The 26,219-nt window shown below is 70.7% G+C and carries 19 protein-coding genes; 12 read left to right on the top strand and 7 right to left on the bottom strand.

What is annotated here, in order from left to right; genetic code table 11:
* The first annotated feature begins 62 nt into the window (after positions 1–62).
* The 8 genes from metH (at position 63) to AB0J69_RS53300 (ending at position 11,293) form a co-directional block, all read left to right on the top strand.
* Positions 63–3,527, top strand: coding sequence for a methionine synthase (gene metH / locus AB0J69_RS53265; protein WP_364135041.1), 3,465 nt, complete (start codon positions 63–65; stop codon positions 3,525–3,527).
* A gap of 348 nt (positions 3,528–3,875) precedes the next feature.
* Positions 3,876–4,520, top strand: a complete 645-nt coding sequence (locus AB0J69_RS53270; protein ID WP_364135044.1) for an HAD family phosphatase — start codon at positions 3,876–3,878, stop codon at positions 4,518–4,520.
* Between the two features lie 96 nt (positions 4,521–4,616).
* Positions 4,617–5,120: a cellulose synthase gene (locus AB0J69_RS53275; protein WP_364135047.1), complete on the top strand. Its 504-nt coding sequence runs from the start codon at positions 4,617–4,619 to the stop codon at positions 5,118–5,120.
* 228 nt (positions 5,121–5,348) lie between these two features.
* Positions 5,349–6,341 carry an ABC transporter permease gene (locus AB0J69_RS53280; RefSeq protein ID WP_364135050.1) on the top strand — a complete coding sequence of 331 codons (993 nt, stop codon included), beginning with the start codon at positions 5,349–5,351 and terminating at the stop codon, positions 6,339–6,341.
* 48 nt (positions 6,342–6,389) lie between these two features.
* The gene (locus AB0J69_RS53285; protein WP_364135053.1) at positions 6,390–8,156 is read left to right on the top strand and encodes an ABC transporter substrate-binding protein; all 1,767 of its coding nucleotides are present in this window, start codon (positions 6,390–6,392) and stop codon (positions 8,154–8,156) included.
* Between the two features lie 85 nt (positions 8,157–8,241).
* On the top strand, positions 8,242–9,255 hold the full coding sequence (locus AB0J69_RS53290) for an ABC transporter permease (protein WP_364135055.1): 1,014 nt from the start codon (positions 8,242–8,244) through the stop codon (positions 9,253–9,255).
* Positions 9,252–10,277, top strand: a complete 1,026-nt coding sequence (locus AB0J69_RS53295) for an ABC transporter ATP-binding protein (RefSeq protein ID WP_364135058.1) — start codon at positions 9,252–9,254, stop codon at positions 10,275–10,277. Before AB0J69_RS53290 ends, AB0J69_RS53295 begins: the two co-directional genes overlap by 4 nt.
* Positions 10,238–11,293 carry a dipeptide ABC transporter ATP-binding protein gene (locus AB0J69_RS53300; RefSeq protein WP_364135061.1) on the top strand — a complete coding sequence of 352 codons (1,056 nt, stop codon included), beginning with the start codon at positions 10,238–10,240 and terminating at the stop codon, positions 11,291–11,293. The genes AB0J69_RS53295 and AB0J69_RS53300 overlap by 40 nt, the downstream gene beginning before the upstream one ends.
* Positions 11,294–11,406: 113 nt before the next feature.
* Here the strand turns inward: AB0J69_RS53300 and AB0J69_RS53305 are convergent, their stop codons facing one another.
* The 3 genes from AB0J69_RS53305 to AB0J69_RS53315 all read right to left on the bottom strand — a co-directional run bounded on the left by AB0J69_RS53305 (position 11,407) and on the right by AB0J69_RS53315 (position 14,578).
* The gene (locus AB0J69_RS53305; protein WP_364135064.1) at positions 11,407–12,090 is read right to left on the bottom strand and encodes a response regulator transcription factor; all 684 of its coding nucleotides are present in this window, start codon (positions 12,088–12,090) and stop codon (positions 11,407–11,409) included.
* Positions 12,087–13,289: a sensor histidine kinase gene (locus tag AB0J69_RS53310; protein ID WP_364135067.1), complete on the bottom strand. Its 1,203-nt coding sequence runs from the start codon at positions 13,287–13,289 to the stop codon at positions 12,087–12,089. Before AB0J69_RS53310 ends, AB0J69_RS53305 begins: the two co-directional genes overlap by 4 nt.
* 428 nt (positions 13,290–13,717) lie before the next feature.
* Complete coding sequence (locus AB0J69_RS53315) at positions 13,718–14,578, bottom strand: RecB family exonuclease (protein ID WP_364135070.1); 861 nt, start codon at positions 14,576–14,578, stop codon at positions 13,718–13,720.
* Between the two features lie 157 nt (positions 14,579–14,735).
* On the opposite strand from AB0J69_RS53315, the gene AB0J69_RS53320 reads away from it, so the two are divergent.
* Positions 14,736–15,830 (top strand): site-2 protease family protein, encoded by a 1,095-nt coding sequence (locus AB0J69_RS53320; protein ID WP_364135073.1) that lies wholly within the window; start codon positions 14,736–14,738, stop codon positions 15,828–15,830.
* 341 nt (positions 15,831–16,171) lie between these two features.
* Complete coding sequence (locus tag AB0J69_RS53325; RefSeq protein ID WP_364135076.1) at positions 16,172–17,638, top strand: FHA domain-containing protein; 1,467 nt, start codon at positions 16,172–16,174, stop codon at positions 17,636–17,638.
* 72 nt (positions 17,639–17,710) lie between these two features.
* Here the strand turns inward: AB0J69_RS53325 and AB0J69_RS53330 are convergent, their stop codons facing one another.
* The 4 genes from AB0J69_RS53330 to AB0J69_RS53345 all read right to left on the bottom strand — a co-directional run bounded on the left by AB0J69_RS53330 (position 17,711) and on the right by AB0J69_RS53345 (position 23,264).
* Entirely contained in the window at positions 17,711–18,583 is an 873-nt protein-coding gene (locus AB0J69_RS53330) for a sugar nucleotide-binding protein (protein ID WP_364135096.1), read from the bottom strand.
* A gap of 77 nt (positions 18,584–18,660) precedes the next feature.
* Positions 18,661–21,033, bottom strand: coding sequence for an ATP-binding protein (locus AB0J69_RS53335; protein ID WP_364135079.1), 2,373 nt, complete (start codon positions 21,031–21,033; stop codon positions 18,661–18,663).
* Positions 21,034–21,435: 402 nt separating this feature from the next.
* Entirely contained in the window at positions 21,436–21,933 is a 498-nt protein-coding gene (locus tag AB0J69_RS53340; protein WP_364135081.1) for a hypothetical protein, read from the bottom strand.
* 245 nt (positions 21,934–22,178) lie between these two features.
* Positions 22,179–23,264 carry a GNAT family protein gene (locus AB0J69_RS53345; protein ID WP_364135084.1) on the bottom strand — a complete coding sequence of 362 codons (1,086 nt, stop codon included), beginning with the start codon at positions 23,262–23,264 and terminating at the stop codon, positions 22,179–22,181.
* 55 nt (positions 23,265–23,319) lie between these two features.
* On the opposite strand from AB0J69_RS53345, the gene AB0J69_RS53350 reads away from it, so the two are divergent.
* Positions 23,320–24,171, top strand: a complete 852-nt coding sequence (locus AB0J69_RS53350) for a tRNA (adenine-N1)-methyltransferase (RefSeq protein WP_364135087.1) — start codon at positions 23,320–23,322, stop codon at positions 24,169–24,171.
* A gap of 204 nt (positions 24,172–24,375) precedes the next feature.
* A complete protein-coding gene (arc, locus tag AB0J69_RS53355) occupies positions 24,376–26,139 on the top strand; it encodes a proteasome ATPase (protein ID WP_364135090.1) in 1,764 nt (587 codons plus the stop codon).
* Positions 26,140–26,219: the final 80 nt, after the last annotated feature.

Raw genomic sequence — 26,219 nt, forward strand, 5'->3', positions numbered from 1 at the left:
CACGCCCGGCACTCCAGCCGCACTCGAACGGCGCTGGAAGCGCACCCGATAAGCTCTACCTCATGAGCATCTCCCCGTCCTTCCGCGAAGTGTTGTCCCAGCGTGTCATCGTGGCCGATGGCGCGATGGGCACGATGCTCCAGGCCCAGGACCCGACGCTCGACGACTTTCACGGCCACGAGGGCTGCAACGAGGTGCTCAACGTCACCCGGCCCGACATCGTGCGCGGCGTCCACGACGCCTACTTCGCCGTGGGCGTCGACTGCGTGGAGACCAACACTTTCGGTGCCAACATGGCCGCGCTCGGCGAATACGACATCTCCGACCGTGTCTATGAATATTCAGAGGCGGGCGCCAGGATCGCCCGCGAGTCCGCCGACCACTGGTCCACCCCCGACCAGCCCCGCTTCGTGCTCGGCTCCATGGGCCCCGGCACGAAGCTCCCGACCCTCGGCCACCTGCCCTACGCCAGCCTCCGCGACGCCTACCGCGACAACGCGGCCGGCCTGATCGCGGGCGGCGCCGACGCGCTGATCATCGAGACCTGCCAGGACCTGCTCCAGGTCAAGGCCGCCGTTGTGGGCGCCAGGCGGGCCATCGAAGACGCCGGGCGCGACGTCCCGATCATCGCCCAGGTGACGATCGAGACCAACGGCGCGATGCTGCTCGGCTCCGAGATCGGCGCCGCCCTGACCGCGATCGAGCCGCTCGGCGTCGACGTGGTGGGCCTCAACTGCGCGACCGGCCCGGCCGAGATGAGCGAGCACCTGCGCTATCTCGCCCGCCACTCCCGGCTCCGGCTGTCCTGCATGCCCAACGCGGGCCTGCCGGTGCTGACGGCCGACGGGGCGTACTACCCGCTCACCGCGGAAGAGCTGGCCGGCGCCCACCAGTCCTTCACCCGCGACTACGGCCTGTCCCTGGTCGGCGGCTGCTGCGGCACCACGCCCGAGCACCTGCGCCAGGTGGTCGAGAGGGTGCGCGGCAAGGAGATCGCGCACCGCCGCCCGCACCCGGAGCCCGGCGCGTCCTCTCTTTACCAGACCGTCCCGTTCCGCCAGGACACCTCCTACCTGGCCATCGGCGAGCGCTGCAACACCAACGGCTCCAAGGCCTTCCGCGAGGCCATGCTGGAGGGCCGCTGGGACGACTGCGTCGAGACGGCCCGCGACCAGGCCCGCGACGGCGCCCACATGCTCGACCTGTGCGTCGACTACGTCGGCCGTGACGGCGTGGCCGACATGAAGGAGCTGGCCTTCCGCTTCGCCACCGCCTCCACGCTGCCGATCATGCTCGACTCGACCGAGCCGGAGGTGCTCCGGGCCGGGCTCGAGATGCTGGGCGGGCGCGCCGCGGTCAACTCCGTCAACTACGAGGACGGCGACGGCCCCGACTCCCGCTTCCAGAAGATCATGCGTCTGGTGAGCGAGCACGGCTCGGCCGTGGTCGCCCTGACCATCGACGAGGAGGGCCAGGCCCGCACCGCCGACTGGAAGGTGCGCGTGGCCACCCGCCTCGTGGAGGACCTGACCGGCAACTGGGGCATGCGGGTCGAGGACATCATCGTCGACTGCCTCACCTTCCCCATCGCCACCGGCCAGGAGGAGACCAGGCGCGACGGCCTGGAGACCATCGAGGCCATCCGCGAGCTCAAGCGCCGCTACCCGGGCGTTCAGACCACGCTGGGGCTGTCCAACATCAGCTTCGGCCTCAACCCGGCCGCCCGCATGGTGCTCAACTCGGTGTTCCTCAACGAGTGCGTCAACGCCGGGCTCGACTCCGCCATCGTGCACGCCTCCAAGATCCTGCCGATGGCCCGCATCCCCGACGAGCAGCGCCAGGTCGCGCTCGACATGGTCTACGACCGGCGCCGCGAGGGCTACGACCCGCTGCAGAGGTTCATGGACCTGTTCGAGGGCGTCGACGCCGCCGCCATGCGCGCCGGCAAGGCCGAGGAGCTGGCCGCGCTGCCGCTGTGGGAGCGGCTCAAGCGGCGCATCATCGACGGCGAGAAGAAGGGCCTGGAGGCCGACCTCGACACGGCGCTGGACCAGCGGCCCGCCCTGGAGATCATCAACGAGGTGCTGCTCGACGGCATGAAGACGGTCGGCGAGCTGTTCGGCTCCGGGCAGATGCAACTGCCGTTCGTGCTGCAGTCGGCCGAGGTGATGAAGTCCGCCGTGGCCTACCTCGAGCCCCACATGGACCGCGTCGAGGGCGAGACGAAGGGCCGCATCGTGCTGGCCACCGTCAAGGGCGACGTGCACGACATCGGCAAGAACCTCGTGGACATCATCCTGTCCAACAACGGCTACCAGGTCGTCAACCTCGGCATCAAGCAGCCGGTCTCGGCCATCCTCGAGGCCGCCGACGAGCAGAAGGCCGACGTCATCGGCATGTCCGGGCTGCTGGTGAAGTCGACGGTCATCATGAAGGAGAACCTGGAGGAGATGAACTCCAGGGGCCTGTCGGAGCGCTACCCGGTGCTGCTCGGCGGCGCCGCCCTGACCCGCGCCTACGTCGAGCAGGACCTCGCCGAGCTGTTCGAGGGCGAGGTGCGTTACGCCCGCGACGCGTTCGAGGGGCTGCGGCTGATGGACGCGTTCATGGCGGTCAAGCGCGGCGTGGCGGGCGCGACGCTCCCGCCGCTGCGCGAGCGGCGGGTCAAGACCGGCGCGGTGCTCGCCCGCACTCCGGTCGGGGAGCTGCCGGCCCGCTCCGACGTGGCGGCCGACAACCCCGTGCCGACGCCGCCCTTCCACGGCGAACGCGTCGTCAAGGGCATCTCGCTGGGCGAATACTCCGCCTTCCTCGACGAGCGGGCGCTGTTCCTCGGCCAGTGGGGGCTCAAGCCCACCAGGGGCGGCCACGGGCCCGGCTACGACGAGCTGGTCGAGACCGAGGGGCGGCCGCGGCTGCGCATGTGGCTCGAGCGCATGCAGACCGAGGGGCTGCTGGAGGCGGCCGTCGTCTACGGCTACTTCCCGTGCGTCTCCGACGGCGACTCGCTGATCATCCTGGGCGACGACGGCAACGAGCGCACCCGCTTCACCTTCCCGCGCCAGCGCCGCGACCGGCACCTGTGCCTGTCCGACTTCTTCCGCTCCAAGGACTCCGGTGAGGTCGACGTGGTCGGCTTCCAGGTGGCGACCATGGGGTCGAAGATCTCCGAGGCCACGGCCGAGCTGTTCGCGAAGGACGCCTACCGCGACTACCTGGAGCTGCATGGCCTGTCGGTGCAGCTCACCGAGGCGCTGGCCGAATACTGGCACGCCCGGGTGCGCTCCGAGTGGGGCATCGGCGGCGAGGAGTCGCTCGACGACATGCTCAAGGTCAACATCCAGGGCTGCCGCTACTCCTTCGGCTACCCGGCCTGCCCCAACCTGGAGGACCAGAAGCAGCTGTTCGAGCTGCTCGAGCCCGAGCGCATCGGGGTGTCGCTGTCGGAGGGGTTCCAGCTCCACCCCGAGCAGGCCACCTCCGCGCTGGTCGCCCACCACCCTGAGGCGAAATACTTCAACGTCTGACCCCCCGGCCGGATCCCGGCAGGGGAGTGCCCGGCGGTCACGGGCGGCACGGAGGGGCGCCATGAGGCGTTCTGAGGCGCGCCGGACGCCTCATCACGGCACGGAAGGGCGTCAGGCGCTCGGAGGAGCGTCAGGCGTTCGGTGGAGCGCGTCGGGCGTTCCGAGGGGCGCCCGGCGTTCATCCGGCGGCTCGGAGGGGCGCGCCGGGCGTTCCGAGGGGCGCCCGGCGTTCACCCGGCGGCTCGGAGGGGCGCGCCGGGCGTTCACTGGCGGGCGGTGGCGCTCTCGCCCGCCGTTCACGCACGCCGGGCACAATCTCACGCAGGCACTACGGATCGGGGGCGGGGCTTGGAAGCGGTCTTCTTCGACATGGACGGGCTGCTGGTCGACAGCGAGCGGGTCTGGCTGGAGATCGAGACCGAGGTGATGGCCAGGCTCGGCGCCGACTGGACGCCCGCGCACCAGGCCCACCTCGTCGGCGGGTCCATGGAGCGGACGGTCGACTACATGCTGGCCGTGTCCGGGGCCGACGTGCCGCCCGAGACGGTGCGCGAGTGGATGACCGGCGGGATGGTGGCGCGGTTGACGGACGGGGTGCACGTCATGCCGGGCGCCTCCGAGCTGCTCGACGCCCTGCGCGCCGAGGGGGTGCCCGTGGCGCTGGTCACCTCCTCGCTCCGGCAGATCGCCGACGCGGTCCTCAAGGGCTTCGGCAGGGAGCGCTTCGACTGCGTCGTGACGGCCGACGACGTCATCCGTACCAAGCCGGACCCTGAGCCGTACCTGACGGCCGCCCGGCTGCTCGGCGTGGAGCCGGTGCGCTGCGTCGTCCTGGAGGACTCCCCGAACGGCGTGGCCGCCGCGACCGCGGCGGGCTGCGCCGTCGTGGCCGTCCCGAGCCTGCTGCCCGTCGAGGCGGCTCCCGGGCGGCTGGTGGTCTCGTCCCTGACGGAGATCAGGGTCGAGGACCTGAGAACTCTGGTGGACTCCTGAGCGTTCCCCTAAGGGAAAAGTGGTTCTCACGGAGGAGGCGGACGGGCCTCCGCGTGCCAGGATGGACATCAGGAGCCACGACAAGGGGGCGGCGAGATGGGTACCTTCAATGCGATCGCCTGGCTGCCACTGTGCGCCGGAGTGAGCATCGCCGGGCTTGTCCTGGCGTTCCTGGCCTTCAAACGCAGGGGAGCGGCCGCGGGCATGCGGATGGCCGCCTGGGCCCTGCTGCCGGTGGCGGCCTACCTGACCGGCGCGCTGCAGGCGCTGTGGACGATCGGCACCACCGTGGTGGGCTTCGTGACCAGCCTGGTCTTCAACCCGACCGTGTGGATCGGCGTGGCCGTGGCGGGGCTGTCGGCGGTGCTGTTCGTGGTGTCGGGCGTCATGCGCGGCCGGAAGCTGGGCCGCGGGAGGAAGAAGAAGAGCACGCCGGAGGCGGGCGAGGGACAGCGTCCCGTTAAGCCCTCAGCTGAAAAGCCGGCCGTCGCGAGCGGGCCGCCGGCCGCCGCGGCAGCACCCAAGACGCCGCAGAAGGCCAAGGGCGATGACGACTTCTCCGACATCGAGGAACTGCTCAAACGCCGTGGAATCAGTTGATGCCGCGTTGTGTCACAGTTCCGAGACGTAACCGGGACGGGGCCTGGACATTCAGATCAAGATCGATACGAATGAGTTTCGCGTCAATCACAGTTGAGCCACATAGCAGCCGGAGGGACTAGTCAGTCCAGCTCAGGCCATAGATTCTGCCTCCTGAGGTCGCGACTCGCGGTCTAAAGTCAGTACGCGAAAAAGACGCGTCGTTTGGGCAGCAGGGGGCAATTCGGCATGACCGCACCGCTAGACGTTTCCGGTTCCGCCGCAGAAGCGCATCCGGAGTCGGTGCTCGTGGGAGCGGGCAAGGCCATCCAGGGCCGCTCGCTCACCCGGATCGCCTGGATGCGGCTACGCCGTGACAAGGTCGCCCTGGCCGGCGGCGTGGTCGTCGTGCTGCTGATCCTCGTGGCGATCTTCTCCACGCCCATCATCGCCGCGTTCGGTCACCCGCCGCTGGAGTTCCACCAGGACGCGATCGACCAGAGCACGCTCCTGCCCAAGGGCTCCTTCGGCGGGATGGGCGGCGAATACCTGCTCGGTGTCGAGCCGGTCAACGGCCGTGACATCTTCAGCCGGATCGTCGCGGGCGCGTGGATCTCGCTGCTGATCGGCTTCCTGGCCACGATCCTGTCGGTCATCATCGGCACCACGCTGGGCGTCATCGCCGGCTACTTCGGCGGCTGGGTCGACCAGGTCATCGGCCGGCTCATGGACGTCTTCCTGGCCTTCCCGCTGCTGGTCTTCGCGATCGCGCTGGCGGGCGTCATCCCCGACGAGGGGTTCGGCCTGGAGGGCAACGGCCTGCGCATCGCGATGCTGATCTTCATCATCGGCTTCTTCAGCTGGCCCAGCATCGGCCGCATCGTCCGCGGCCAGACCCTGTCGCTGCGCGAGCGCGAGTTCGTGGACGCGGCCAAGAGCCTGGGAGCCCGTAACGGCTACATCCTGTTCCGCGAGGTACTGCCGAACCTGATGGCGCCGATCCTGGTCTACTCGACCCTGCTCATCCCGACCAACATCCTCTTCGAGGCCGCGCTCTCCTTCCTGGGCGTCGGCATCAACCCGCCCACCCCGACCTGGGGCGGCATGCTCTCCGAAGCGGTCCGCTTCTACACGTTGCCCCACTTCGTGCTCTTCCCGGGTCTGGCGATCTTCATCACCGTCCTCGCGTTCAACGTGTTCGGTGACGGACTGCGGGACGCCTTCGACCCGCGCGCACGCTGATCTTCGCCATCGCTCCATCCCCCATCTCACTAATCAAGGGGTTAGTCAATGAGAAGGAAACACGCACTGGCAGGAGCCGCGACAGCGGCGCTCGCCCTGGTGCTCTCCGCCTGTGGCGGCGGAGGTGGCGGCACACCACAACAGCCCGCCCAGTCGGCGTCCGGCGGTGCCGCGCAACCCGCGTTCAACGCCGGTCTGACCCAGGTGTACAACCCGTCCACCAAGAAGGGCGGGACGCTCAAGGCGGCCCACTCCGCCGACTGGGACAGCCTTGACCCGGGCGACACCTACTACGGCTACTCGTTCAACTTCGGCCGGTTCTACTGGCGGACGCTGACGATGTACAAGACGGGTCCCGGCCCTGAGGGCAACACCGTCGTCCCCGACCTGGCCGAAGGGCTCGGCACCCCCAGTGACGACGGTAAGACCTGGACGTACAAGCTCAAGAGCGGCCTGAAGTTCGAGGACGGCGCGGCGATCACGGCCAAGGACGTGGCCTACGCCGTGGCCCGGTCGTTCGACAAGGAGACCTTCCCCCACGGTCCCTCCTACCTGAACGAGCTGCTCGACTGGCCGAAGGACTTCAAGGGCGTCTACAAGACCCCCGACGTGGACTACAAGTCGGCCGTCGAGGCGACCGACGACTCGACGGTTGTCTTCCACCTGAAGAAGCCGTTCGCGTCCATGGACTACATCGTGCAGATGCCGATGACCGCGCCGGTGCCGAAGGACAAGGACACGGGCGCGAAGTACAAGGAGAAGGTCGTCTCCTCCGGCCCGTACAAGTTCGAGACGAACGAGATCGGCAAGCGTTTCACCATGGTCCGCAACGACCAGTGGGACCCCGCGACCGACCCGAACCGTCCCGCGCTGCCGGACCGGATCGAGGTCCAGCTCAACGTCAACGCCGATGACCTGGACAACCAGCTCATCTCGGGCAGCATCCACCTGGACATCCCCGGCACCGGCATGCAGCCGGCCGCCCTGGGCAAGGTCCTTCCCGACCCGGCGCTGAAGGCCCGTACGGACAACCCGACGATCCCCAGGCTCTGGTACGTCTCGGTCATCCCGGACACGCCGCCGCTGGACAACGTCGAGTGCCGCAAGGCCGTCCTCTGGGCCGCCGACCGCGTCGCCAACCAGACCGCCTACGGAGGCCCGCTCGCCGGTGGTGAGATCGCCACCAACGTGATGCCGCCGCCCATCGTCGGCCAGGAGAAGTTCGACCTGTACGCCACCCCGGAGAACAAGGGTGACGTGAACAAGGCCAAGCAGGCGCTGGCCGCCTGTGGCCAGCCGAACGGCTTCTCCACCACCATGGCGTTCCGCTCCGACCGGCCCCGCGAGAAGGCGCTGGCCGAGTCGATGCAGCAGGCGCTGGCCAAGGTCAACATCAAGCTCGAGCTCAAGGGCTTCCCGGGCTCCAGCTACTTCTCCGACTACGCCGGCAACGTCGACTACGTCAAGAAGAACGGCATCGGCCTGGCCGGCCACGGCTGGGGCTCCGACTGGCCTGACGGCTACGGCTTCATGCAGGCCATCGTGGACAGCCGCACCATCCGCGACGCGGGCAACTACAACCTCAGCGTCAAGAACTCCGAAGTCGACAAGCTCATCGACCAGGCCTCGGCCGAGCTCGACGAGGCGGCCCGCGCCAAGCTCTGGGTCGACGTCGACAAGAAGGTCATGGAGGACGCCTCCATCCTTCCGGTTGTGTGGGCCAAGTCGCTGCTCATGCGGGGTCAGGGCCTGACGAACGTCGCCTACAACGAGGGCCAGAGCATGTACGACTACGTGATGCTCGGCGTCGAGTGACCAGGCGGGGTTCGGGGATCTAGCGAAGGCAGGTGAAGGCAGGAGTGGCCCGCCCGGCGGCGGGCGGGCCACTCGGCCGGTAGCGGTGGTCACATACATCATCAGGCGTCTAATCGGCGCGTTCGCCATGCTGATCGTGATCAGCATGGTCACGTTCGGCATTTTCTTCGTCGTGCCGCAGTGGGCCGGGGCGACACCCGAGGCCCTCGCGTCGCGTTACGTAGGCCGGGCGGCCACACCGGAGACGGTCCACCTGGTGGCCGAGCGGCTCGGCTTCAACGATCCGGTGGTCGTGCAGTACGGCAGATTCGTCAAGGGCATCTTCGCCGGCGCCGAGTACGACTACGGTGCGGGCGTCGAGCAGTGCCCCGCCCCCTGCTTCGGTTACTCCTTCATCAGCGGGCAGCCCGTCTGGCCGGACCTGGTCGACCGCTTGCCGGTGACCTTCTCCCTGGCCATCGGCGCGGCGCTCATCTGGGTGGTGGCCGGCGTGAGCGTGGGCGTGCTCTCCGCGCTGCGCAGAGGCAGCTTCTTCGACCGCCTCTCGATGGGCACCGCGCTGGCCGGCGTGTCGCTGCCCATCTTCTTCACCGGCATGATCTCCCTGGTCATCTTCAGTTACGGCCTGGGCTGGACGCCGCCGGGCGGCGCGTGGACGGACTTCACCGTGAATCCGGCGCAATGGGCCTACAACCTGCTGCTGCCGTGGATCACCCTGGCGTTCCTGTTCGCCGCCGGTTACGCCCGCCTGACGCGGGCCGGGATGCTGGAGACGATGGGCGAGGACTACATCCGCACGGCCAGGGCCAAGGGCCTGTCCGAGAGCCGGGTCGTGGTCAAACACGGCCTGCGCGCCGCGCTCACCCCGATCCTGACCCTGTTCGGCATCGACTTCGGCCTGCTCATCGGCGGCGCCGTCCTCACCGAGACCACCTATACTCTGCCCGGGCTCGGCCAGTTCGCCATTCTGGCCATCAGGAACCAGGACCTGCCTCAGGTCATGGGCGTGGTGCTGGTCGCCGCCGGTTTCGTGGTGGTGGCGAGCCTGGTCGTCGACCTCCTGTACGCCGTGGTCGACCCGAGGGTGAGGTTGTCATGAGCTTCCTTGACGTCAAGGACCTGAAGATCCATTTCCCGACGGACGACGGTCTCGTCAAATCCGTCGACGGGCTGACGTTCAGCGTCGAGCGCGGTCAGACCCTCGGCATCGTGGGCGAGTCCGGCTCCGGCAAGAGCGTGACCAGCCTCGGCGTGCTCGGCCTGCACAAGGGCGGCCGGGCCCGGATCTCCGGGGAGATCTGGCTCGACGGCGAGGAGCTGAACGGCGCCTCCGCCGAGCACGTGCGCCGGCTGCGCGGCAAGAAGATGGCGATGATCTTCCAGGATCCGCTGTCGTCGATGCACCCGTACTACACGGTCGGCCACCAGATCATCGAGGCGTACCGCATCCACAACGACGTCTCCAAGCAGGTGGCCCGCAAGCACGCCATCGACATGCTCGGCCGCGTCGGCATCCCCGAGCCGGGCGGCCGGGTCGACAGCTACCCGCACGAGTTCTCCGGCGGCATGCGGCAGCGCGCCATGATCGCCATGGCGCTCTCCTGCGACCCCGAGCTGCTCATCGCCGACGAGCCGACCACCGCGCTCGACGTGACCGTGCAGGCCCAGATCCTGGACCTCATGCGTGACCTGCAGCGGGAGTTCAACTCCGCGCTGATCGTCATCACGCACGACCTGGGCGTGGTGGCCGAGCTGTCCGACGACATCCTCGTCATGTACGGCGGCAAATGTGTCGAGTACGGCTCCGCCGACGACATCTTCTACCGGCCCGAGCACCCCTACACCTGGGGTCTGCTCGGCTCCATGCCCCGCCTGGACCGCGAGCCCACCGAACGGCTCCTGCCGATCAAGGGCTCGCCGCCGTCCCTGATCAACGTGCCGCCGGGCTGCGCCTTCCACCCGCGCTGCCCGTACGCCGAGCGCACCGGGGACAAGGCCGCCACCGAGGTGCCGGCCCTCGCCGAGACCGAGGGAGGCCACCTCGTACGCTGCCACATGAGCAGGAGCGAGCGGCAGGGCCTATGGGAGAACGAGATCAAGCCAGTGCTGGAGATCCAGTGAGCGAGAATGAGCCGCTTCTTTCCGTGCATAACATGGAGAAGCACTTCCCGGTGACGAAGGGCCTGCTCAAAAGGCAGGTCGGGGCCGTCAAGGCCGTGGACGGGATCAGCTTCGAGGTGTTCAAGGGCGAGACGCTCGGCCTCGTGGGGGAGTCCGGCTGCGGCAAGTCCACCACGGGACGGCTGGTGACCCGGCTCCTCGAGCCCACCGGCGGCGAGGTCGTCTTCGAGGGCCAGGACATCTCGCACATGAGCCAGGGCCGGCTCCGGCCGCTCCGGCGCGACATGCAGATGATCTTCCAGGACCCGTACTCGTCGCTCAACCCCCGCCACACGGTGGGCGCCATCGTGGGCGCGCCCTTCCGGATCCAGGGCATCAGGACCGAGAACGGCATCAAGAAGGCCGTCCAGGACATCCTTGAGCTGGTCGGGCTCAACCCCGAGCACTACAACCGCTACCCGCACGAGTTCTCCGGCGGGCAGCGCCAGCGCATCGGCATCGCCCGCACGCTCGCGCTCAAGCCCAAGCTGATCATCGCCGACGAGCCGGTCTCCGCGCTCGACGTGTCGATCCAGGCCCAGGTCGTCAACCTGCTCGAAGACCTGCAGAAAGAGCTGGACCTGACCTACGTCGTGATCGCCCACGACCTGTCGGTGGTGCGGCACATCAGCGACCGGGTGGCGGTCATGTACCTGGGCAAGATCGTGGAGATCGCCGACCGCAAGCGGCTCTACAGCTCGCCCATGCACCCGTACACCAACGCCCTGATGTCGGCCGTGCCCGTGCCCGACCCGAAGGCGCGCAAGGAACGCGAGCGCATCCGGCTGACCGGCGACGTGCCGAGCCCGCTCAACCCGCCGCCCGCCTGCCGCTTCCACACCCGCTGCTGGAAGGCGCAGGAGATCTGCAAGCAGGTCGAGCCGCCGCTGGAGCAGCTCGCCAGCGGCCACCGGGTGGCCTGCCACTTCCCGGAGAACGCCCCGGCCACGCCGGAAGTGGCCGGCAAGGCCGGCTGAGCCACCTGAAACGCCGGGCGCCCGCTCAGGAGATGGCGCCCGGCGCGATCGGCCTCCAGCGGATGGCGCCCTGCGTGACCGGCCTCAGAGGATGGCGCCCGGCGTGATCGCCCTCAGGAGATGGCGCCCGGCGTGATCAGCCCCGTCTCGTAGGCCAGCACCACGGCCTGCACCCGGTCACGCAGCCCGAGCTTGGTCAGCACGTTGCCGACGTGGGTCTTCACCGTCGTCTCGCTCACCACGAGCTTGGCCGCGATCTCCGCGTTGGACATGCCCTTGGCGATCAACCGCAGCACCTCCAGCTCCCGCTCGGTCAGCCGGTCGAGCCGCGCGGGAGCGGCCTGCTCGTACGCCGACGGCAGCCGCGTGGCGAACCTGTCCAGCAGCCGCCGCGTCACGCTCGGCGCCACGATCGCGTCGCCGGCCGCCACCACCCGGATCGCCTGCACCAGCTCGTCCGGCGGCACGTCCTTCAGCAGGAACCCGGACGCGCCCGAACGCAGCGCCTCCACGATGTACTCGTCCAGGTCGAACGTCGTCAGCACCAGCACCTTCGGCACGTGCGCCGCGGGCGCCGCCTCGCGCACGATGCGGCGCGTGGCCTCGATGCCGTCGACCCCGGGCATCCGGATGTCCATCAGCACCACGTCGGGCAGCAACGCCCGCGTCTGCTCCTGCGCGCCTTTGCCGTCGCCGGCCTGCCCCACCACCGTGATGTCGGGCTCGGCCTCGAGGATCAGGCGGAAACCGGTACGCAGCAGCGGCTGGTCGTCCACCAGCAGCACTCTGATCGTCATTGGCCGTCCTTCAACGGGAACCTTGCCCGCACCCCGAAACCGCCCCCCGGCAGCGGACCGATGCTCAGGATTCCACCATAGAGGGCCACCCGTTCGCGAATCCCCACCAAACCATGCCCTGGCGGCAGGGACATCTCCCCGGCCGGCTCCCGCGGCGCGCCCTTGCCGTCGTCCTCCACCCGCACGTCCAGCTCGTGCGCGTCATGGCGGACGGTCACCACGGCCTCCGCCCCCGCCCCCGCGTGCCGCAGGCTGTTGGTCAGCCCCTCCTGGACCAGCCGGTAGGCCGCCAGGTCCACACCCGCGGGCAGCGGCGCCGGCTCGCCCTCCGTCCGCAACCGCGTCGGCAGCCCCGCCTCCCGCATCTGCTCCACCAGCGCCGGCAGGTCCCGCACGCCCGGCTGCGGGCCCAGCTCGGCCCGCGCGTCCGCCCTCGAGTCGGTACGCAGCACGCCCACGATGTTGCGCATCTCGGTCATCGCCATCCGGCCCGTGTGCTCGATCGCCGACAGCGCCTCGCGCGCCAGCTCCGGGTCGGAGGCCAGCACCCGCCGCGCCGCCGCGGCCTGCACGGTCATCACGCTGACGTGGTGGGCGACCACGTCGTGCAGCTCGCGGGCGATCCTCGACCGCTCCTCCGCCCGCGCCGCCCGCGTGTCGGCCGCGTGCGCCCGCTCCAGCCTGGTCGCCCGGTCCTTCAGCTCCTCCAGGTACGCCCGGCGCAACCGCAGGCTGCGGCCCGCGCCCCACACCGCCACCAGGACCACGGCGACGACCACGTACTCGTTCCAGCCGGCTGCCCGCACTGGCCCGGCGACGGCGCCGGTCACGTACGTCACCAGCGACAGCAGCAGCGCGCCCAGTGCGATCGCCAGCCCCCGGTAGGACGCCACCGAATACAGCAGCACCAGGCCGGACAGGCTGGACATGCCGGTGCCGTAGCCGAACACGTTGAGGAACGTCTCCGGCACCAGCCCCGCGCACAGCGCCGCCAGCGGCCAGCGACGACGCCACGCCACCGGGGCGCACGCCAGCACCACCAGCAGCACCCCGAACGTGTCGGGTCGCCGCATGCCCCCGACAGGCAGCCCCTCGGCCTGCAGGCGATCGGGCCCGTAGAGCACGAACAGCGCCACGGAGATCGCGGCCACGAGCCCGGCGAGCACCGTGTCGTGGAGCCTGCTCCGATCTATGCGCACGGCTTCACTGTAAGACCAGGTGAGAGCCCTCAACCTCCTCCCTCGGGAGGATAAGCCCCCATCCACCCCCAAGCCCGCCCACCCAAGCCCCCTGAGTCCGCCGCGGACCACCCGGGACGATCCAGGCCACCAGGCACCCCCCGGCCCCCACCGCACCTCGGACACCCCCGGCCCGCCCAGTCCGCCAGCCCCAGGCCCGCCCAGTCCGCCAGCCTTGCCTGTCGGCCCTGTCAGGATGCCGGGCGCCCTCCAGGCCCTGAACCCGCGCGCTCCCTACGGGCCCAGCGCTTCGCCGCCTCCCCCACCTCACACCTCGCGTGCCGCTGGGGCGTCCGCGTGCTGATGGGTGCGCCTTTGGACAGCCGCGCGTCGGAGGGACGGCCGCGCGCGTCAGAGGGACGGCCGTGGGTGAGACGGACTGTCGTGAGTCAGAGCTCGTCGGTGGCCGAGCGGCGGCTGCTGCGGACCGTGTCGCCCGGTTGGCGGTCGGGCACCGGCGGTGGGGTGCCGCCGAACTCCGGGCACAGTGCCTGGTGGTCGCACCAGTCGCACAGCCGGCTGCGCCGCGCCCGCCACTCGCCCGTCTCCAGCGACCGCTCGATCGCCGCCCACAACGCCATCACCTTGCGCTCGGTGGCCAGCAGGTCGGCCTCGTCGGGCGCGTACCGCAGCACTTCGCCCTGGCCGCCCAGGTAGACCAGCTGCAGCAGCCGCGGCACCTGCCCGCGCAGCCGCCACAGCACCAGCGCGTAGAACTTCATCTGGAACAGCGCCTTGGCCTCGAAGTCGGGACCCGGCGCGCTGCCCGTCTTGTAGTCGACCACGCGCACCTCACCGGTGGGCGCCACGTCGAGGCGGTCGACGTAGCCGCGCAGCATCAGCCCGCCGTCCAGCACCGCCTCCACGTAGAGCTCCCGCTCGGCCGGCTCCAGCCGCGTCGGGTCCTCCAGCGTGAAGTAGCGCTCCAGCATGCCGCGCGCCTGCCCCAGCCACTCGGCCTGCTCCGCGTCGTCGGTGAACATCCGCGCGTATTGCGGGTCGTCGGCCAGCAGCCGCTCCCACTGCGGCTCCAGCAGCTCCAGCGCCGCCCGCACCGAGCGCCGCGGTGCCGGCAGGTCGTAGAGGCGCTCCAGGACCGCGTGGACCACCGTGCCGCGCACCGCCGCCTGCGACGGCTTCTCGGGGAGCTGGTCGATCACCCGGAAGCGGTAGAGCAGCGGACACGTCATGAAATCGCCCGCCCGGGACGGGGAGAGAGCTCCGATGATCACCGGTTCGGTCAACGTCATGCACCGCACTCTAGGTCAAGACCCCGACAGAATAACGCCCGCGGGACGAGGATCACGTGATCCGGCGCGTAGCATCAAGGCAGCAACAGCACGTAATGGACGTTCAAGGAGTGCGGTGAGCGAGCAAAGCCCGCGGCGAGAGTTCTCCGGTCTTCGGATGGGGAAGCCGTTCGGCATTCCGGTGTACGTCTCGTGGACATGGTTCCTGGTGGCGGCGTTCATCACCGTGATGTTCGGGCCACAGATGCGGCAGATGCTGCCCGAGCTCGACAGCGTCGCCGCGTACGGGGTGGCGTTCCTGTTCGCGGTGCTGCTGTACGTCTCGGTGCTGCTGCACGAGCTGGCCCACAGCGTCCTGGCCAAGGCGTACGGCCTGCCGGTCCGCAGGATCACCCTCTACCTCCTCGGCGGGGTGTCGGAGATCGAGAAGGAGCCGCCCACGCCGGGCAAGGAGTTCATGGTCGCCGCCGCGGGGCCGGCGCTGTCCCTCGGGCTGGCCGGGATCGGGCTGGCCGCCGACGTCTGGGTGATCAACAACGGCGGCATCCTCGAGGTGCTCACCTGGCAGCTGTGGTTCGCCAACCTCATCGTCGGCGTGTTCAACCTGCTGCCCGGGCTGCCGCTCGACGGCGGCCGGATGTTGCGCGCCGGAGTGTGGAAGCTCACCAGCAACCCCGGCTCCGGCACCATCGTGGCGGCCTGGGGCGGGCGGGTGCTGGCCGCGCTGCTGGTGGTGTTCCCGGTCGCGACCGCGCTGTCCAGCGGGCGCGACATCGACCCCGTCGACCTGGTGTGGCCGCTGGTGCTGGCGTCGTTCATCTGGATGGGCGCCAGCCAGTCGCTGCGCATCGCCAAGATCCGCCAGCGCATCCCGCAGGTCAACGCGCGCGCCCTGGCGCGCCGGGCCATCCCCGTGAGCGCCGAGACGCCACTGGCCGAGGCGCTGCGCCAGGCCACCGAGCGCCTGGCGGGCGCCCTGGTCGTCGTCGACCACGAGGGCAGGCCGCTGGCGATCGTCAGCGAGGCCGCCGTCCAGGCCACCCCCGAGCACCGCCGCCCCTGGGTGAACGTCGGCTCCCTGGCCAAGACCCTGGAGCCCACCATGATGCTCGCGGCCGACCTGACCGGCGAGCCGCTCATCGAGGCCATGCGCGCGGCCCCGGGCAGCGAATACCTGCTCGTCGAGGACGGTGGCGAGATCTACGGGGTGCTCGCCACGGCCGACGTGAACAGGGTTTTCACCGGCGTCTGATTTGTCCCACTCGTTTAAGCGGCGGGCCATCGATAGGGTCGTGTCCAGCAGTTTCGGGTGGGCCGGAGCCGACTCCGGCGATTTCTGCGATGCGACGACTGGCCGATAGTGTGCTGTTTGGCCAAACTTGCACAGTTGAGGGGTTTGCTGCGGTCCACCGGTTCACCGAATCGAGACGAGGGGGCCGCGACACGGCCTCGTCGTCTGGGTATGCGTATGGCTGGTGGCCAGCACGGCAGTGCGGGTGCCGTAATATCGCCGGCTTCCGGGGAGGAGAGTTGAGTGACCGAGCGCAGCGAGGGCACCAATGAGCGCAGCACGGTCGTCATGAGGGAGGACGCATGACCGACCACGGCTTCGGAGTGGTGCGTCCGCTTCCTGGAAACGGGCTGGTCGCCTACGTCGGCGGGCTGCTGCTCGTGTGCGATTCGGCCGAGTCGGCCGCCGATGACCTGCTCGAGGCGCTGCGCGAGACGGCCGCCTCCGGTGGCGACGGCCGGGCGCTGGCCCGCCGCGCCGCTCAGGTGCTCGCGGCCAACATGGCGGGCGACCCGGCCACCTGCGCGGTCGCCGGTCCCGTCGGCGGCGGCGTCGCCGTCCTGGTCAGCGGCTCGGCCGCGGCCACCATCGCCACCGCGGCCGGCGAGACCCGGCTGGCCGGCAGCGACTCGCTGACCTGGGCCGACCGGCTCGTCACCGGCACGGTCGAGCGCGTCGAGCTCAGCCTGCCCGGCGCCGGCAGCCCGCACCCCGCGGTCCGCTTCGAGGGCGGCGTCGTGCACGGCGGCGGTCTCGTCGGCGACTTCACCGACCGGCCCGCGCCCTCCGCACCGTCCGCGCCCTCCCGGCCACTGACCAGCGAGATGCCCAACACGGCCTTCCACATGGAGGCCGACCTCATCCAGCCGCCGGCCCAGCAGCCCGTGGAGCGTCCTCCGTACCCACTGGCCGACCAGCCGCCGGTCGTGCCCGGCCCGCCCTCGGGTCCCCAGCCCGCGCCCCCGGTCATGGACCAGCCGTACCACACCCCGCAGGACCCGCCGGCCTACCACACTCCCCAGGACCAGCCCCCCTACCTGCCGCCGCAGGAGCCCGCCTACCACCCGCCGCAGGACTCTCCCTACCAGGAGCAGCCGCCGCCCCTGCCCGAGCAGCAGCAGTTCCCGTCCTACGACGAGCCGCCCTCCGGCAACGGCGCCGCCGACCAGCCGATCCCGCAGCACATGGGTCCCGGCGACCACTACGACCAGCCCGCGCCGCCCGTCCTCGGCCCGCCCGACCACTTCGACCACCCGGGCCCGCCGCAGCAGGATCAGCAGCCCGAGCACGGCGACCGCCCTCTGGTCTACGGGGTCGACTGCAAGAACGACCACTTCAACGACCCCCGCGCGCCCTACTGCGCGGTCTGCGGCATCGCCCTGGTGCAGCGCACCCTCGTCCCCTACAAGGGCCCGCGCCCCTCGCTCGGCGTCCTGATCCTCGACGACGGGACGGCGCTCCCCCTGGAGACCGACTACCTGCTCGGCCGCGACCCGGAGCGGGCACCCGAGGTGGCCGGCGGCACCGCCAGGCCCGCCAAGGTGACCAGCCCGGACGGCTCGGTCTCACGCCGCCACCTGCGGGTGGCGCTGGACGGATGGGACGTCAACCTGGTGGACCTGGGGTCGGTGAACGGCACCCAGATCCAGCCGCCCGGCGACCCCAACTTCTACGACATCCCGCCCAACGAGCCCGTCACGATCGCCCCGGGCACCACGGTCCGCGTCGGAGTGTCCCGCACGCTCCGCTTCGAGCCGCACCGGGGGTAGGTCTCATCGAACGCCCGCGTTCCCTGGGGTTCCGGGGCGCGGGCGTTCGCACGTCCGGGGCGTGGCGCCGCCTCACGAGGTCGTGTCCCGTACGGTGCGGCCGTCCGGCGCCGCCGAGTGCCGGGCGGCCGGCTCCGCCAGGAACTCCCGGGCGCCACGGAGCCGGGTCCCCAGCCGCCGCCGCGTCGCCGAGCAGTCCAGCCGGACCTCGAGCGGCCCCGGCACCCCCGCCCGCACCCGGCTCCCGGCGACCAGGAGATCCTCGTCCAGGCCGTCCCGGCGGGCGATGAGCACGCCCAGCTCGTACCGGCTGACCGCATCGGCCCCGGCGACGTGCAGCACCCCCGAGCACCCCCGGACCGCCACCTCCGCCAGCGCCGCCGCCAGGTCGGAGACGTGCACGGGACACCGCACGTCATCCGCGAACAGCACCCCCGAACCCGGCCTCGCCACCAGCGAGTGCACCAGCGCCTCGTGCGCCGATTCACCGCGCCCGAGGATCAGGGACGTCCTGGCGATCGCGGCATCGGGCAGCACCGCCCGCACGGCCGTCTCGGCGGCCGCCTTGGCCGCACCGTACGGGCTGATCGGGTCGGGCACGCACGCCTCATCGTACGAGGGCGCGGATCCGGAGAAGACGGCGTCGCTGGAGACGTGCACCAGCCGCCCGCCCGCCCGCGCGGCGGCCACGGCCACGTGCGCGGCGCCGTCCGCGGTGGCCGTCCAGTCCGTCGAGCGGTACGCCGTGTTGATCGTCACCTCCGGCCGGAACCCGTCGAACACGGCGGCCACGGCCTCCCGCGACCGCACGTCCAACGGCAGCCACCGCGCGCCCGGGTCGTTCCCCGGCCGGGTGTGACAGGTCGCGCCCACCTCGTGGCCCGCCGCCACGCACAACCGTACGAGCTCGCCGCCCAGATGGCCGCTCCCGCCGACGATGAGCATCCTCACGAGCGGCCACGCTACTCCCCGCCGAGCGTTCCGTCCCAGGGAAGTGCTGCGCCGGGGTCCCGGACACCGGGTCATGCGGGGTGGGGGCGCCAGCCGGGCCGGGTGCCGTCGCGCAGGGCCTTCGCCTGCGCTCTCGCCTCCGTTCCGAAGAGCCGCAATCCCGTGGCGTCGAAGCCGGCCGCGACCTCCGCCAGCGCCGCCGCGTCGCCTTCGGCCAGGGCGCGGGCATGGCGCACGGCGAGCCGTACGCGCGGCCCGTCCAGGACCGCAGCCAGCTCGCTCAGCCGGGGGAGCGCGCTGGTGGGGGCGCCCAGCCGTACGGCGTCGTGCAACGCGATCGCCTCGAAGGACGCGGGCCCGCCCTCCCGGCACTCCTCCGCATGCGCCAGGGCGAGCTCCACGGCCCGTGACGGCCCTCCCGACGCGGCCTCCGCCCAGACCTCCGCGAGCGCCGTCCAGTGCCGGAGCGCGGTCCACGTGGCGCGTCCGCGGGCCGCCTCCAGCGACATCCGCGCGCCCGCCGCGTCCCCGTGCAGCGCCTGGGCCATCGCGTACGCGGCCATCCGCTCGGCGGCGTCCTGGGGCGTCTCCCGCCGGGCCGCGGTCCGCAGGATGAGCAGCGCGGCTCCCAGCTCTCCTCTGAGCATCGCCAGCCGTCCCTGCGCGAGGGCCTGCTCGTTCCGGCCCGGCCAGCCGTGCTCGCCGGCCGGCCGGCGCATGGCGGCGATGGCACGGGCGGTCAGGTCCAGGTCGCCGGAGAAGCAGCCGCACATGGCCGACGTCGCGTACGGAGACGTGTACGGCCGCCCCGGCCCCTCCTCGGCGCGCGCCGCGTCCTGGACCGCTCCGGCGGCCTCGCCGGTCCGGCCGGCGTGGCAGAGGGCCAGCGCTCGTGCCCCGGCGACCCTGGCGGCCGTCACCGCGCCCGAACCGGCGCGGAGGCCCTCGTCCGTGCCGCGTGCCCGGCCGATCAGCCTGAGTGCCTCGTCGGCCCGGGCGGCTTCGGCCAGCAGGATCGCCCGCGCCGCGTCCGCTTCCCGCCGCGGGCCGGGGTCGGGGACTTCCTTGCGCGTGGTGGCCAGCAGGTCCAGCGCGTCGCCGAGCCGGTCCAGGCCCCAGGCCAGGTTCTCGGCCCTGGCCACGGCGAGCCGTACCCGGTCCCGATCGTCACCGGTCCAGCGCTCCTCCGCCCGCAGGAGCACCGCCTGCGCCTGGTGCGGCTGCCCGGCGTCCTCCAGGGCGGCGGCCAGTCCGACCGCCGCACCCGTGCCGCCGCCGGCGCGTACGGCGGCGCGGCCGAGCCGGATCGCCGCCGGGTGATCGTGTACGCCGCCCGCCAGCCGGCACGCCCCCAGCAACGGCCCGGGGTCGGCCTCCAGCCCGCCGGCCAGCCGCCACCCGGCGAGCACGGCCGAATCGCCGCTCCCGTCCGCCTCCACGGCGGCGACCAGCCTGGCGTACCGGTCATCGCGCCGCTCCCGCGGGCACCGTTCGCGGGCCGCCGACCCGTACAGCGGGTGCGCCGGTCGGACGACCTCCCCGCGTCCCTCGGCCGCCACGGTGATCAGCCCGTCCTCGGCCGCCTCCCGCACCGCCGTCCCGGAGCACAGGGCCGCCAGCGTGGTCACCCCGACCGGCTCCCCGAACGCCGCGTACTCCAGCACCTCCCCGACCTCGGACGGCAACGCCCCCACCCGCCGGTCGACGAGCTCCTCCGGCCCCCGCGCCGCCGGCGGCTCCCCGGTCAGCCGCCACACCCCGCCGGTCCGCTGGAGCGCTCCAGCCGCCCGGGCGAGCTGCACCGTCTCGCGCAGCCACAGCGCGTTCCCTCCGGTGATCTCCGCCAGCCGCGCCACGGCGGCCCCATCGACCCGGCCGTCCAGCGCCGCGGCGAGTACGGCCGCCACGTCGACCTCGCGGAGCGGCTCCACCTCGAACCGCCTGAGCCGGCCGTCCCGCCACAGCTCCACGACCGGCCCGTCGAGGGCCTCTTCGGAGCACACGGTCGCGATCAGCCGGACCCGTCCGGTGCGTACCAGGGTGGCCACCACCTCGGCCGAGTGGCGGTCCAGGAGGTGCGCGTCGTCCACCGTCACGACGGCGGCGCCGGCGTTGCGCAGCAGCCGCTCACCGCACCGCTCCACCGTTTCGGCCGCCGCGCAGGCCGTGCCGGGCGCGGGGCTGCGGGCCGTGCCGGGATCGGGCGGGATCGAGGTGGTCAGGGCGCCGCCGGGCACGTCCCGCAGTGCCGTGGCGGCCCTGATGGTGAGGACGCCCCCGAGCCGCCCGGCCGGCAGCTGCTCGGTCAGGTGCGTGGCCAGGGCGGTCTTGCCCGCTCCCGGTGGTCCCGCGAGGAGCACGCCCTGGGCGGTGGGGTCGCACGCGAGGCGGAGAAGGTGCCCGAGCTCCTCTCCGCGCCCGGCGAACGGCCAGGTGGTCCCCATAAGGGCAGGTTACGCCCTGGCTGCGAGAAGGTGATCAGCTATTTCCGTGTTTATAGCCTGACGAGGACTAAAGCGACACAAGTCGGGACGGGTGCCGCCCGCCCAAGGCCGTCAATGCCGCGCCGAAACGCCGGGAAGGACGCGGTGGGGCGGGCAGTGCGGGCCGGATCGGCGGCGCCGGCGGGGCGCGGGTGGCGGTGGCGGGGGAGTGCTGCAGGTTGTATTAGGACTACTCGCGAAAAGCCGGGGAATATATCGCTTAATCCGGTAAATGGTGAAGATCTTTCGGAAAATGAACGGTCGGAAACGAGCCTGCCATGTGGTGATTGGCGGGGAAATGCGGCACGGTACCGGTCGTCCTGATCCTGGTGATCCGGTCCGTCTCGAAGCCGCGGGTCCCGGCTAGGCCGGTCGGAAAGACCGTACGCCCCGCAACAGACGTACCGCCGCCTCGAGCCCGCTGGCCGCCTCCAGGGCCCGCCCCGTCGCGGTCGCGAAGCGGCTCAGCAGATGCTCGTCCCTGTCGCAGAACCCCCGCCCGGCCACCCACACGAACGTGTGGTCCCGAGCCGCCACGGGCACGGGAGTGGCCAGGAACCCCGGCTCGCCCATCGAGGCGTCATGCGCCAGCCGAACCGTCACCGACGACGCGGCCAGCTCCTTCAGCACCCCGGATTCGGCCAGCCACCGCCGCAGGCCCAGCGGGTCGCCGGGAGGGGCGTGCACGTGGACGGCGCTCGCCTCCTGGCGCAGCGCGTCCACCCGGACGAATCCGGAGTAGCCGGTGCCGGCGACGGCGGCGGCGGTACGCGCCAGCCGTTCGAGCAGGTCCCCGGCCTCCAGGCAGGAGAACGAGGCGATGAGTTCACGCACGGCGACATCGACACGGTTGTATGGCATCGCGGTGATCCCTCGGAGCGGAGGGGCGAGATCGCGCAGCCCGATCGCGCGAAGCTCACCTGCGGGTGCCCTGACTATCACTCTCGACGCGGCTCTTGACTACCCCTCAACAGGAAATCAGGATTTTTGACCTTTTCGGCCAGCTGCCGGGCCCCCGCCCGCAACACGCCCGCATGCGCCAGGGACGGGCCGGCCGCGACCTTGACCAGGGCGCCCACCGCGACCCCCGCCGGGGCGGCCCGCGCCTACGACGACCGCAGCCGCACCCACTGCACGTCGTCGGCCCTGGTGCCGTCCGGCCTGGGGAACAGCTCCCGGTGCACGCCCTCCCGCTCGAACCCAGAACGTTCCAGCACCGCGTGCGAGGCCGTGTTGTCCACGTCGGTCCCCGCCACGATCCGGTGCAGGCCCGTGTTCGCGAACGCCCACTCCACCAGCAGCCCGACCGCCCGCGTCATGAACCCCTTCCCCCGGAACTCCGGCACCAGCGAATAGCCGATCATCGCCTGCCCCAGGGCCGGGACCACCTGCATCAGCTGCAGATGCCCCGCGAACGCCCCCGAGGCCGCGTCCCTGACCGCCAGCTCCACCCGCTGCCCCGACACCCACCAGTAGCCGGTGTACCGGCAGCGCCGCTCGTCGTCCTCCAGGGTGGTCGGCGGCGCCAGGGAGTAGGCCCGCACGCCCGGCTCGGCCATCATCCGGTGGAAGTCCCCGGCGTCCCCGGCCGCCATCGGCACCAGCCGCACCACGCCGTCGCTCAGCTCCCCGCCCGGGAAGAACGGCAGGTACGGCGCCACCGGCGCGTCCCCCTTGAGCCTGGCGAACGTCACGAGATCGACGTACCGCCCGTCCCGCAGCCGCTTGGCCGCCCGCCGCCGCCCCTCCTCCTGGAACCCCGCCTTGTACGCCACCCGCAGGCTCGCCACGTTCTCCACCTCGGCCTGCAGCTCGACCCGGCGCACCCCCTGGTCGAACAGCCAGTCGGACACGGCCCGGGTCGCCGTCGTGGCCACGTTCCGGCCCCGCGCCCACGGCGCCACCAGGTAGCCCAGCTCCGCCACGCCCCAGTGGTCCGGCGGGCGCACCCCGATCGACCCGGCGAACCGCCCGTCCTCCGTGATCGCGTACTCGGCGCCGCCGTCCTCCCACTTCCCCGTGGAGCTCTTCACGTAGTCGAGCGCGTGCTCCAGCGTGTACGGCCGCGGCAGCAGCGGCATGAAGCGAACCGTCACCGGGTCGTCGCACATCTTCACGATCGGCTCGGCGTCCGCCTCCACGGGAGGACGGAGGATCAGGGAGCCGGTCGAGATCACATCACGCGGGAGCATCCCCCATAGATATCGTGCGTCCGGACCTGCTCGAAAGCCCTATAACCTTGCCGCCATGGGTTTCCGCAGGCATGGGCCTTTCCAGGTGGGGGATCAGGTGCAGCTCACCGACCCCAAGAACAAGCGCCACACGATCACGCTCAAAGAGGACGGCGTCTTCCACACCCACAAGGGCGCCATCCCGCACAGCGAGCTGATCGGGCAGCCTGAAGGCTCCGTCGTGCGCTCCTCCGGCGGCACCCAATACCTGGCCTTCCGCCACCTGCTGCAGGACTACACGCTGGCCATGCCGCGCGGCGCGGCCGTCATCTATCCCAAGGACGCCTCGATGATCGTCGGCATGGCCGACATCTTCCCCGGCGCCCGCGTGATCGAGGCCGGCGTCGGCTCCGGCGCGCTGACGTGCTTCCTGTTGCGCGCCGTCGGCCCCGAGGGCCGCGTGACCTCCTACGAGCGCCGCCAGGAGTTCGCGGACGTGGCGCGCAAGAACGTGGAGAAGTTCTACGGCGGCCCCATGGACGACAACTGGCGCCTGGTCGTGGGCGACCTGGTCGCCTCCATCGACGAGGTCGACGTCGACCGCGTCATCCTCGACATGCTGGCCCCCTGGGAGTGCGTCGACGCCGCCGCCAAGGCGCTCACCCCCGGCGGAGTGATCTGCTGCTACGTGGCCACGACCACACAGATGTCCAAGACTGTCGAGGTCATTCGCGATCACGGGTGTTTCACCGAGCCACATGCGTGGGAGACCCTGGTTCGCGACTGGCATGTCGAAGGACTCGCGGTGAGACCGGATCATCGGATGATCGGTCACACCGGTTTCCTCGTCTCCGCCCGCCGCATGGCCGACGGCGTGACCCCGCCGCCGCGCCGTCGTCGACCGAAGGGGACCACCGAGGAACTATGACAATTTGGCCACGAGGGTGCTTTGGTGCGTGACACGGGAACAGATCGCCGTGTTCATATGCTGGGAGTATTAAACGCACCATTAGGCATTATTCAACGAACACTGAATGTCACTCGACGAACACTGCCCGGCCAGGTTACGGAGGGGCCCGAGATAGGTAAGGTCCTTAGTAGTCGCCCTCGACTGGGAAGGAGGTGACGGGGCGTGGCAGCTCGCGATGATGCTGAGGCTCGAGCCGCGCAGCGCGAACGGGAGGTCGCTGATCTTTCAACACAGGTCTCCTTCCTCCAGGAGGAGATCACCGCGCTGAGGCGGAAGCTGGCCGAGTCACCCCGTCAGGCCAGGGTCCTCGAAGAGCGTCTCCATGAGGCACAGGCGAATCTCGCGGCCGTGACAGGCCAGAACGAGCGCCTGGTGGCAACCCTCAAGGAGGCCAGGGACCAGATCGTCGCTCTCAAGGAGGAGGTCGACCGGCTGGCGCAGCCGCCATCCGGCTTCGGCACCTTCCTTGAAGCCAGAGAAGACGGCACGATCGAGGTGTTCACCGGAGGCCGCAAGCTCCGGGTGAACGTCAGCCCGGCCGTCGACGTCGACTCGCTGCGGCGTGGCCAGGAGGTCATGCTCAACGAGGCGCTCAACGTGGTCGAAGCCCTCGGCTACGAAGAGGTCGGCGAGATCGTGATGCTCAAAGAACTGCTCGACGAGGGCAAGCGGGCCCTGGTCATCTCGCACGCCGACGAGGAGCGCGTCGTGCGACTGGCCGAGTCGCTGGTCGGCCAGCCCATCAGGGCCGGCGACTCGCTGCTGCTCGAACCTCGTTCCGGCTATGTCTACGAGCGCATACCCAAGTCCGAAGTCGAAGAGCTGGTGCTGGAAGAGGTCCCCGACATCTCCTACGAGGAGATCGGTGGCCTCATGCGGCAGATCGAGCAGATCAGGGACGCCATTGAGCTCCCCTACCTGCACGCCGACCTGTTCCGCGAGCACAAGCTCCGTCCCCCGAAGGGCGTGCTGCTGTACGGCCCGCCCGGATGCGGCAAGACGCTCATCGCCAAGGCCGTCGCCAACTCCCTGGCCAAGCAGGTCGCGGAGAAGACGGGCCAGTCCGGCAAGAGCTTCTTCCTCAACATCAAGGGTCCGGAGCTGCTCAACAAGTACGTCGGTGAGACCGAGCGGCACATCCGCCTGGTCTTCCAGCGGGCCCGCGAGAAGGCCTCAGAGGGCACCCCGGTGATCGTGTTCTTCGACGAGATGGACTCGATCTTCCGCACCCGAGGCTCCGGCGTGTCCTCCGACGTGGAGAACACCATCGTCCCTCAGCTGCTGTCGGAGATCGACGGCGTCGAGGGCCTGGAAAACGTCATCGTCATCGGCGCCTCCAACCGCGAGGACATGATCGACCCGGCGATCCTGCGGCCCGGCCGCCTGGACGTCAAGATCAAGATCGAGCGGCCGGACGCCGAGGCGGCCAAGGACATCTTCTCGAAGTACCTGGTCGCGGACCTCCCGCTGCACCCGGATGACCTCACGGAGCACTCCGGCTCCCGCGAGTCCACCATCCAGGGCATGATCCAGAGCGTCGTGGAGCGGATGTACACCGAGAGCGAGGAAAACCGCTTCCTCGAGGTGACCTACGCCAACGGCGACAAGGAGGTCCTCTACTTCAAGGACTTCAACTCCGGCGCGATGATCCAGAACATCGTCGACCGGGGCAAGAAGATGGCCATCAAGCAGTTCCTCGAAAGCGGCCAGAAGGGCCTGCGGGTGCAGCACCTGCTCACGGCCTGCGTGGACGAGTTCTCCGAGAACGAGGACCTGCCCAACACCACCAACCCCGACGACTGGGCCCGCATCTCCGGCAAGAAGGGCGAGCGGATCGTCTACATCCGCACGCTCGTCTCCGGCAAGCAGGGCACCGAAGCCGGCCGGTCCATCGACACCGTCGCCAACACCGGTCAATACCTGTAGAACCCCTGGACGGCAGGGCCGCGCGGAACCATCCGCGCGGCCCTGCCGCCATTACACCGCGAGCGCCATGCGGCCCGTTG

It is taken from the genome of Nonomuraea sp. NPDC049709, from assembly GCF_040674815.1.
Classification (GTDB): Bacteria; Actinomycetota; Actinomycetes; order Streptosporangiales; family Streptosporangiaceae; genus Nonomuraea.

Excerpts from the sequence above, each read along its gene's own strand:
- metH (WP_364135041.1), top strand. The coding sequence starts at position 63 with ATGAGCATCTCCCCGTCCTTCCGCGAAGTGTTGTCCCAGCGTGTCATC.
- AB0J69_RS53275 (WP_364135047.1), top strand. The coding sequence starts at position 4,617 with ATGGGTACCTTCAATGCGATCGCCTGGCTGCCACTGTGCGCCGGAGTG.
- AB0J69_RS53280 (WP_364135050.1), top strand. The coding sequence starts at position 5,349 with ATGACCGCACCGCTAGACGTTTCCGGTTCCGCCGCAGAAGCGCATCCG.
- AB0J69_RS53285 (WP_364135053.1), top strand. The coding sequence starts at position 6,390 with ATGAGAAGGAAACACGCACTGGCAGGAGCCGCGACAGCGGCGCTCGCC.
- AB0J69_RS53295 (WP_364135058.1), top strand. The coding sequence starts at position 9,252 with ATGAGCTTCCTTGACGTCAAGGACCTGAAGATCCATTTCCCGACGGAC.
- AB0J69_RS53300 (WP_364135061.1), top strand. The coding sequence starts at position 10,238 with ATGGGAGAACGAGATCAAGCCAGTGCTGGAGATCCAGTGAGCGAGAAT.
- AB0J69_RS53305 (WP_364135064.1), bottom strand. The coding sequence starts at position 12,090 with ATGACGATCAGAGTGCTGCTGGTGGACGACCAGCCGCTGCTGCGTACC.
- AB0J69_RS53315 (WP_364135070.1), bottom strand. The coding sequence starts at position 14,578 with ATGACGTTGACCGAACCGGTGATCATCGGAGCTCTCTCCCCGTCCCGG.
- AB0J69_RS53320 (WP_364135073.1), top strand. The coding sequence starts at position 14,736 with ATGGGGAAGCCGTTCGGCATTCCGGTGTACGTCTCGTGGACATGGTTC.
- AB0J69_RS53325 (WP_364135076.1), top strand. The coding sequence starts at position 16,172 with ATGACCGACCACGGCTTCGGAGTGGTGCGTCCGCTTCCTGGAAACGGG.
- AB0J69_RS53330 (WP_364135096.1), bottom strand. The coding sequence starts at position 18,583 with ATGCTCATCGTCGGCGGGAGCGGCCATCTGGGCGGCGAGCTCGTACGG.
- AB0J69_RS53335 (WP_364135079.1), bottom strand. The coding sequence starts at position 21,033 with ATGGGGACCACCTGGCCGTTCGCCGGGCGCGGAGAGGAGCTCGGGCAC.
- AB0J69_RS53340 (WP_364135081.1), bottom strand. The coding sequence starts at position 21,933 with ATGCCATACAACCGTGTCGATGTCGCCGTGCGTGAACTCATCGCCTCG.
- AB0J69_RS53345 (WP_364135084.1), bottom strand. The coding sequence starts at position 23,264 with ATGCTCCCGCGTGATGTGATCTCGACCGGCTCCCTGATCCTCCGTCCT.
- AB0J69_RS53350 (WP_364135087.1), top strand. The coding sequence starts at position 23,320 with ATGGGTTTCCGCAGGCATGGGCCTTTCCAGGTGGGGGATCAGGTGCAG.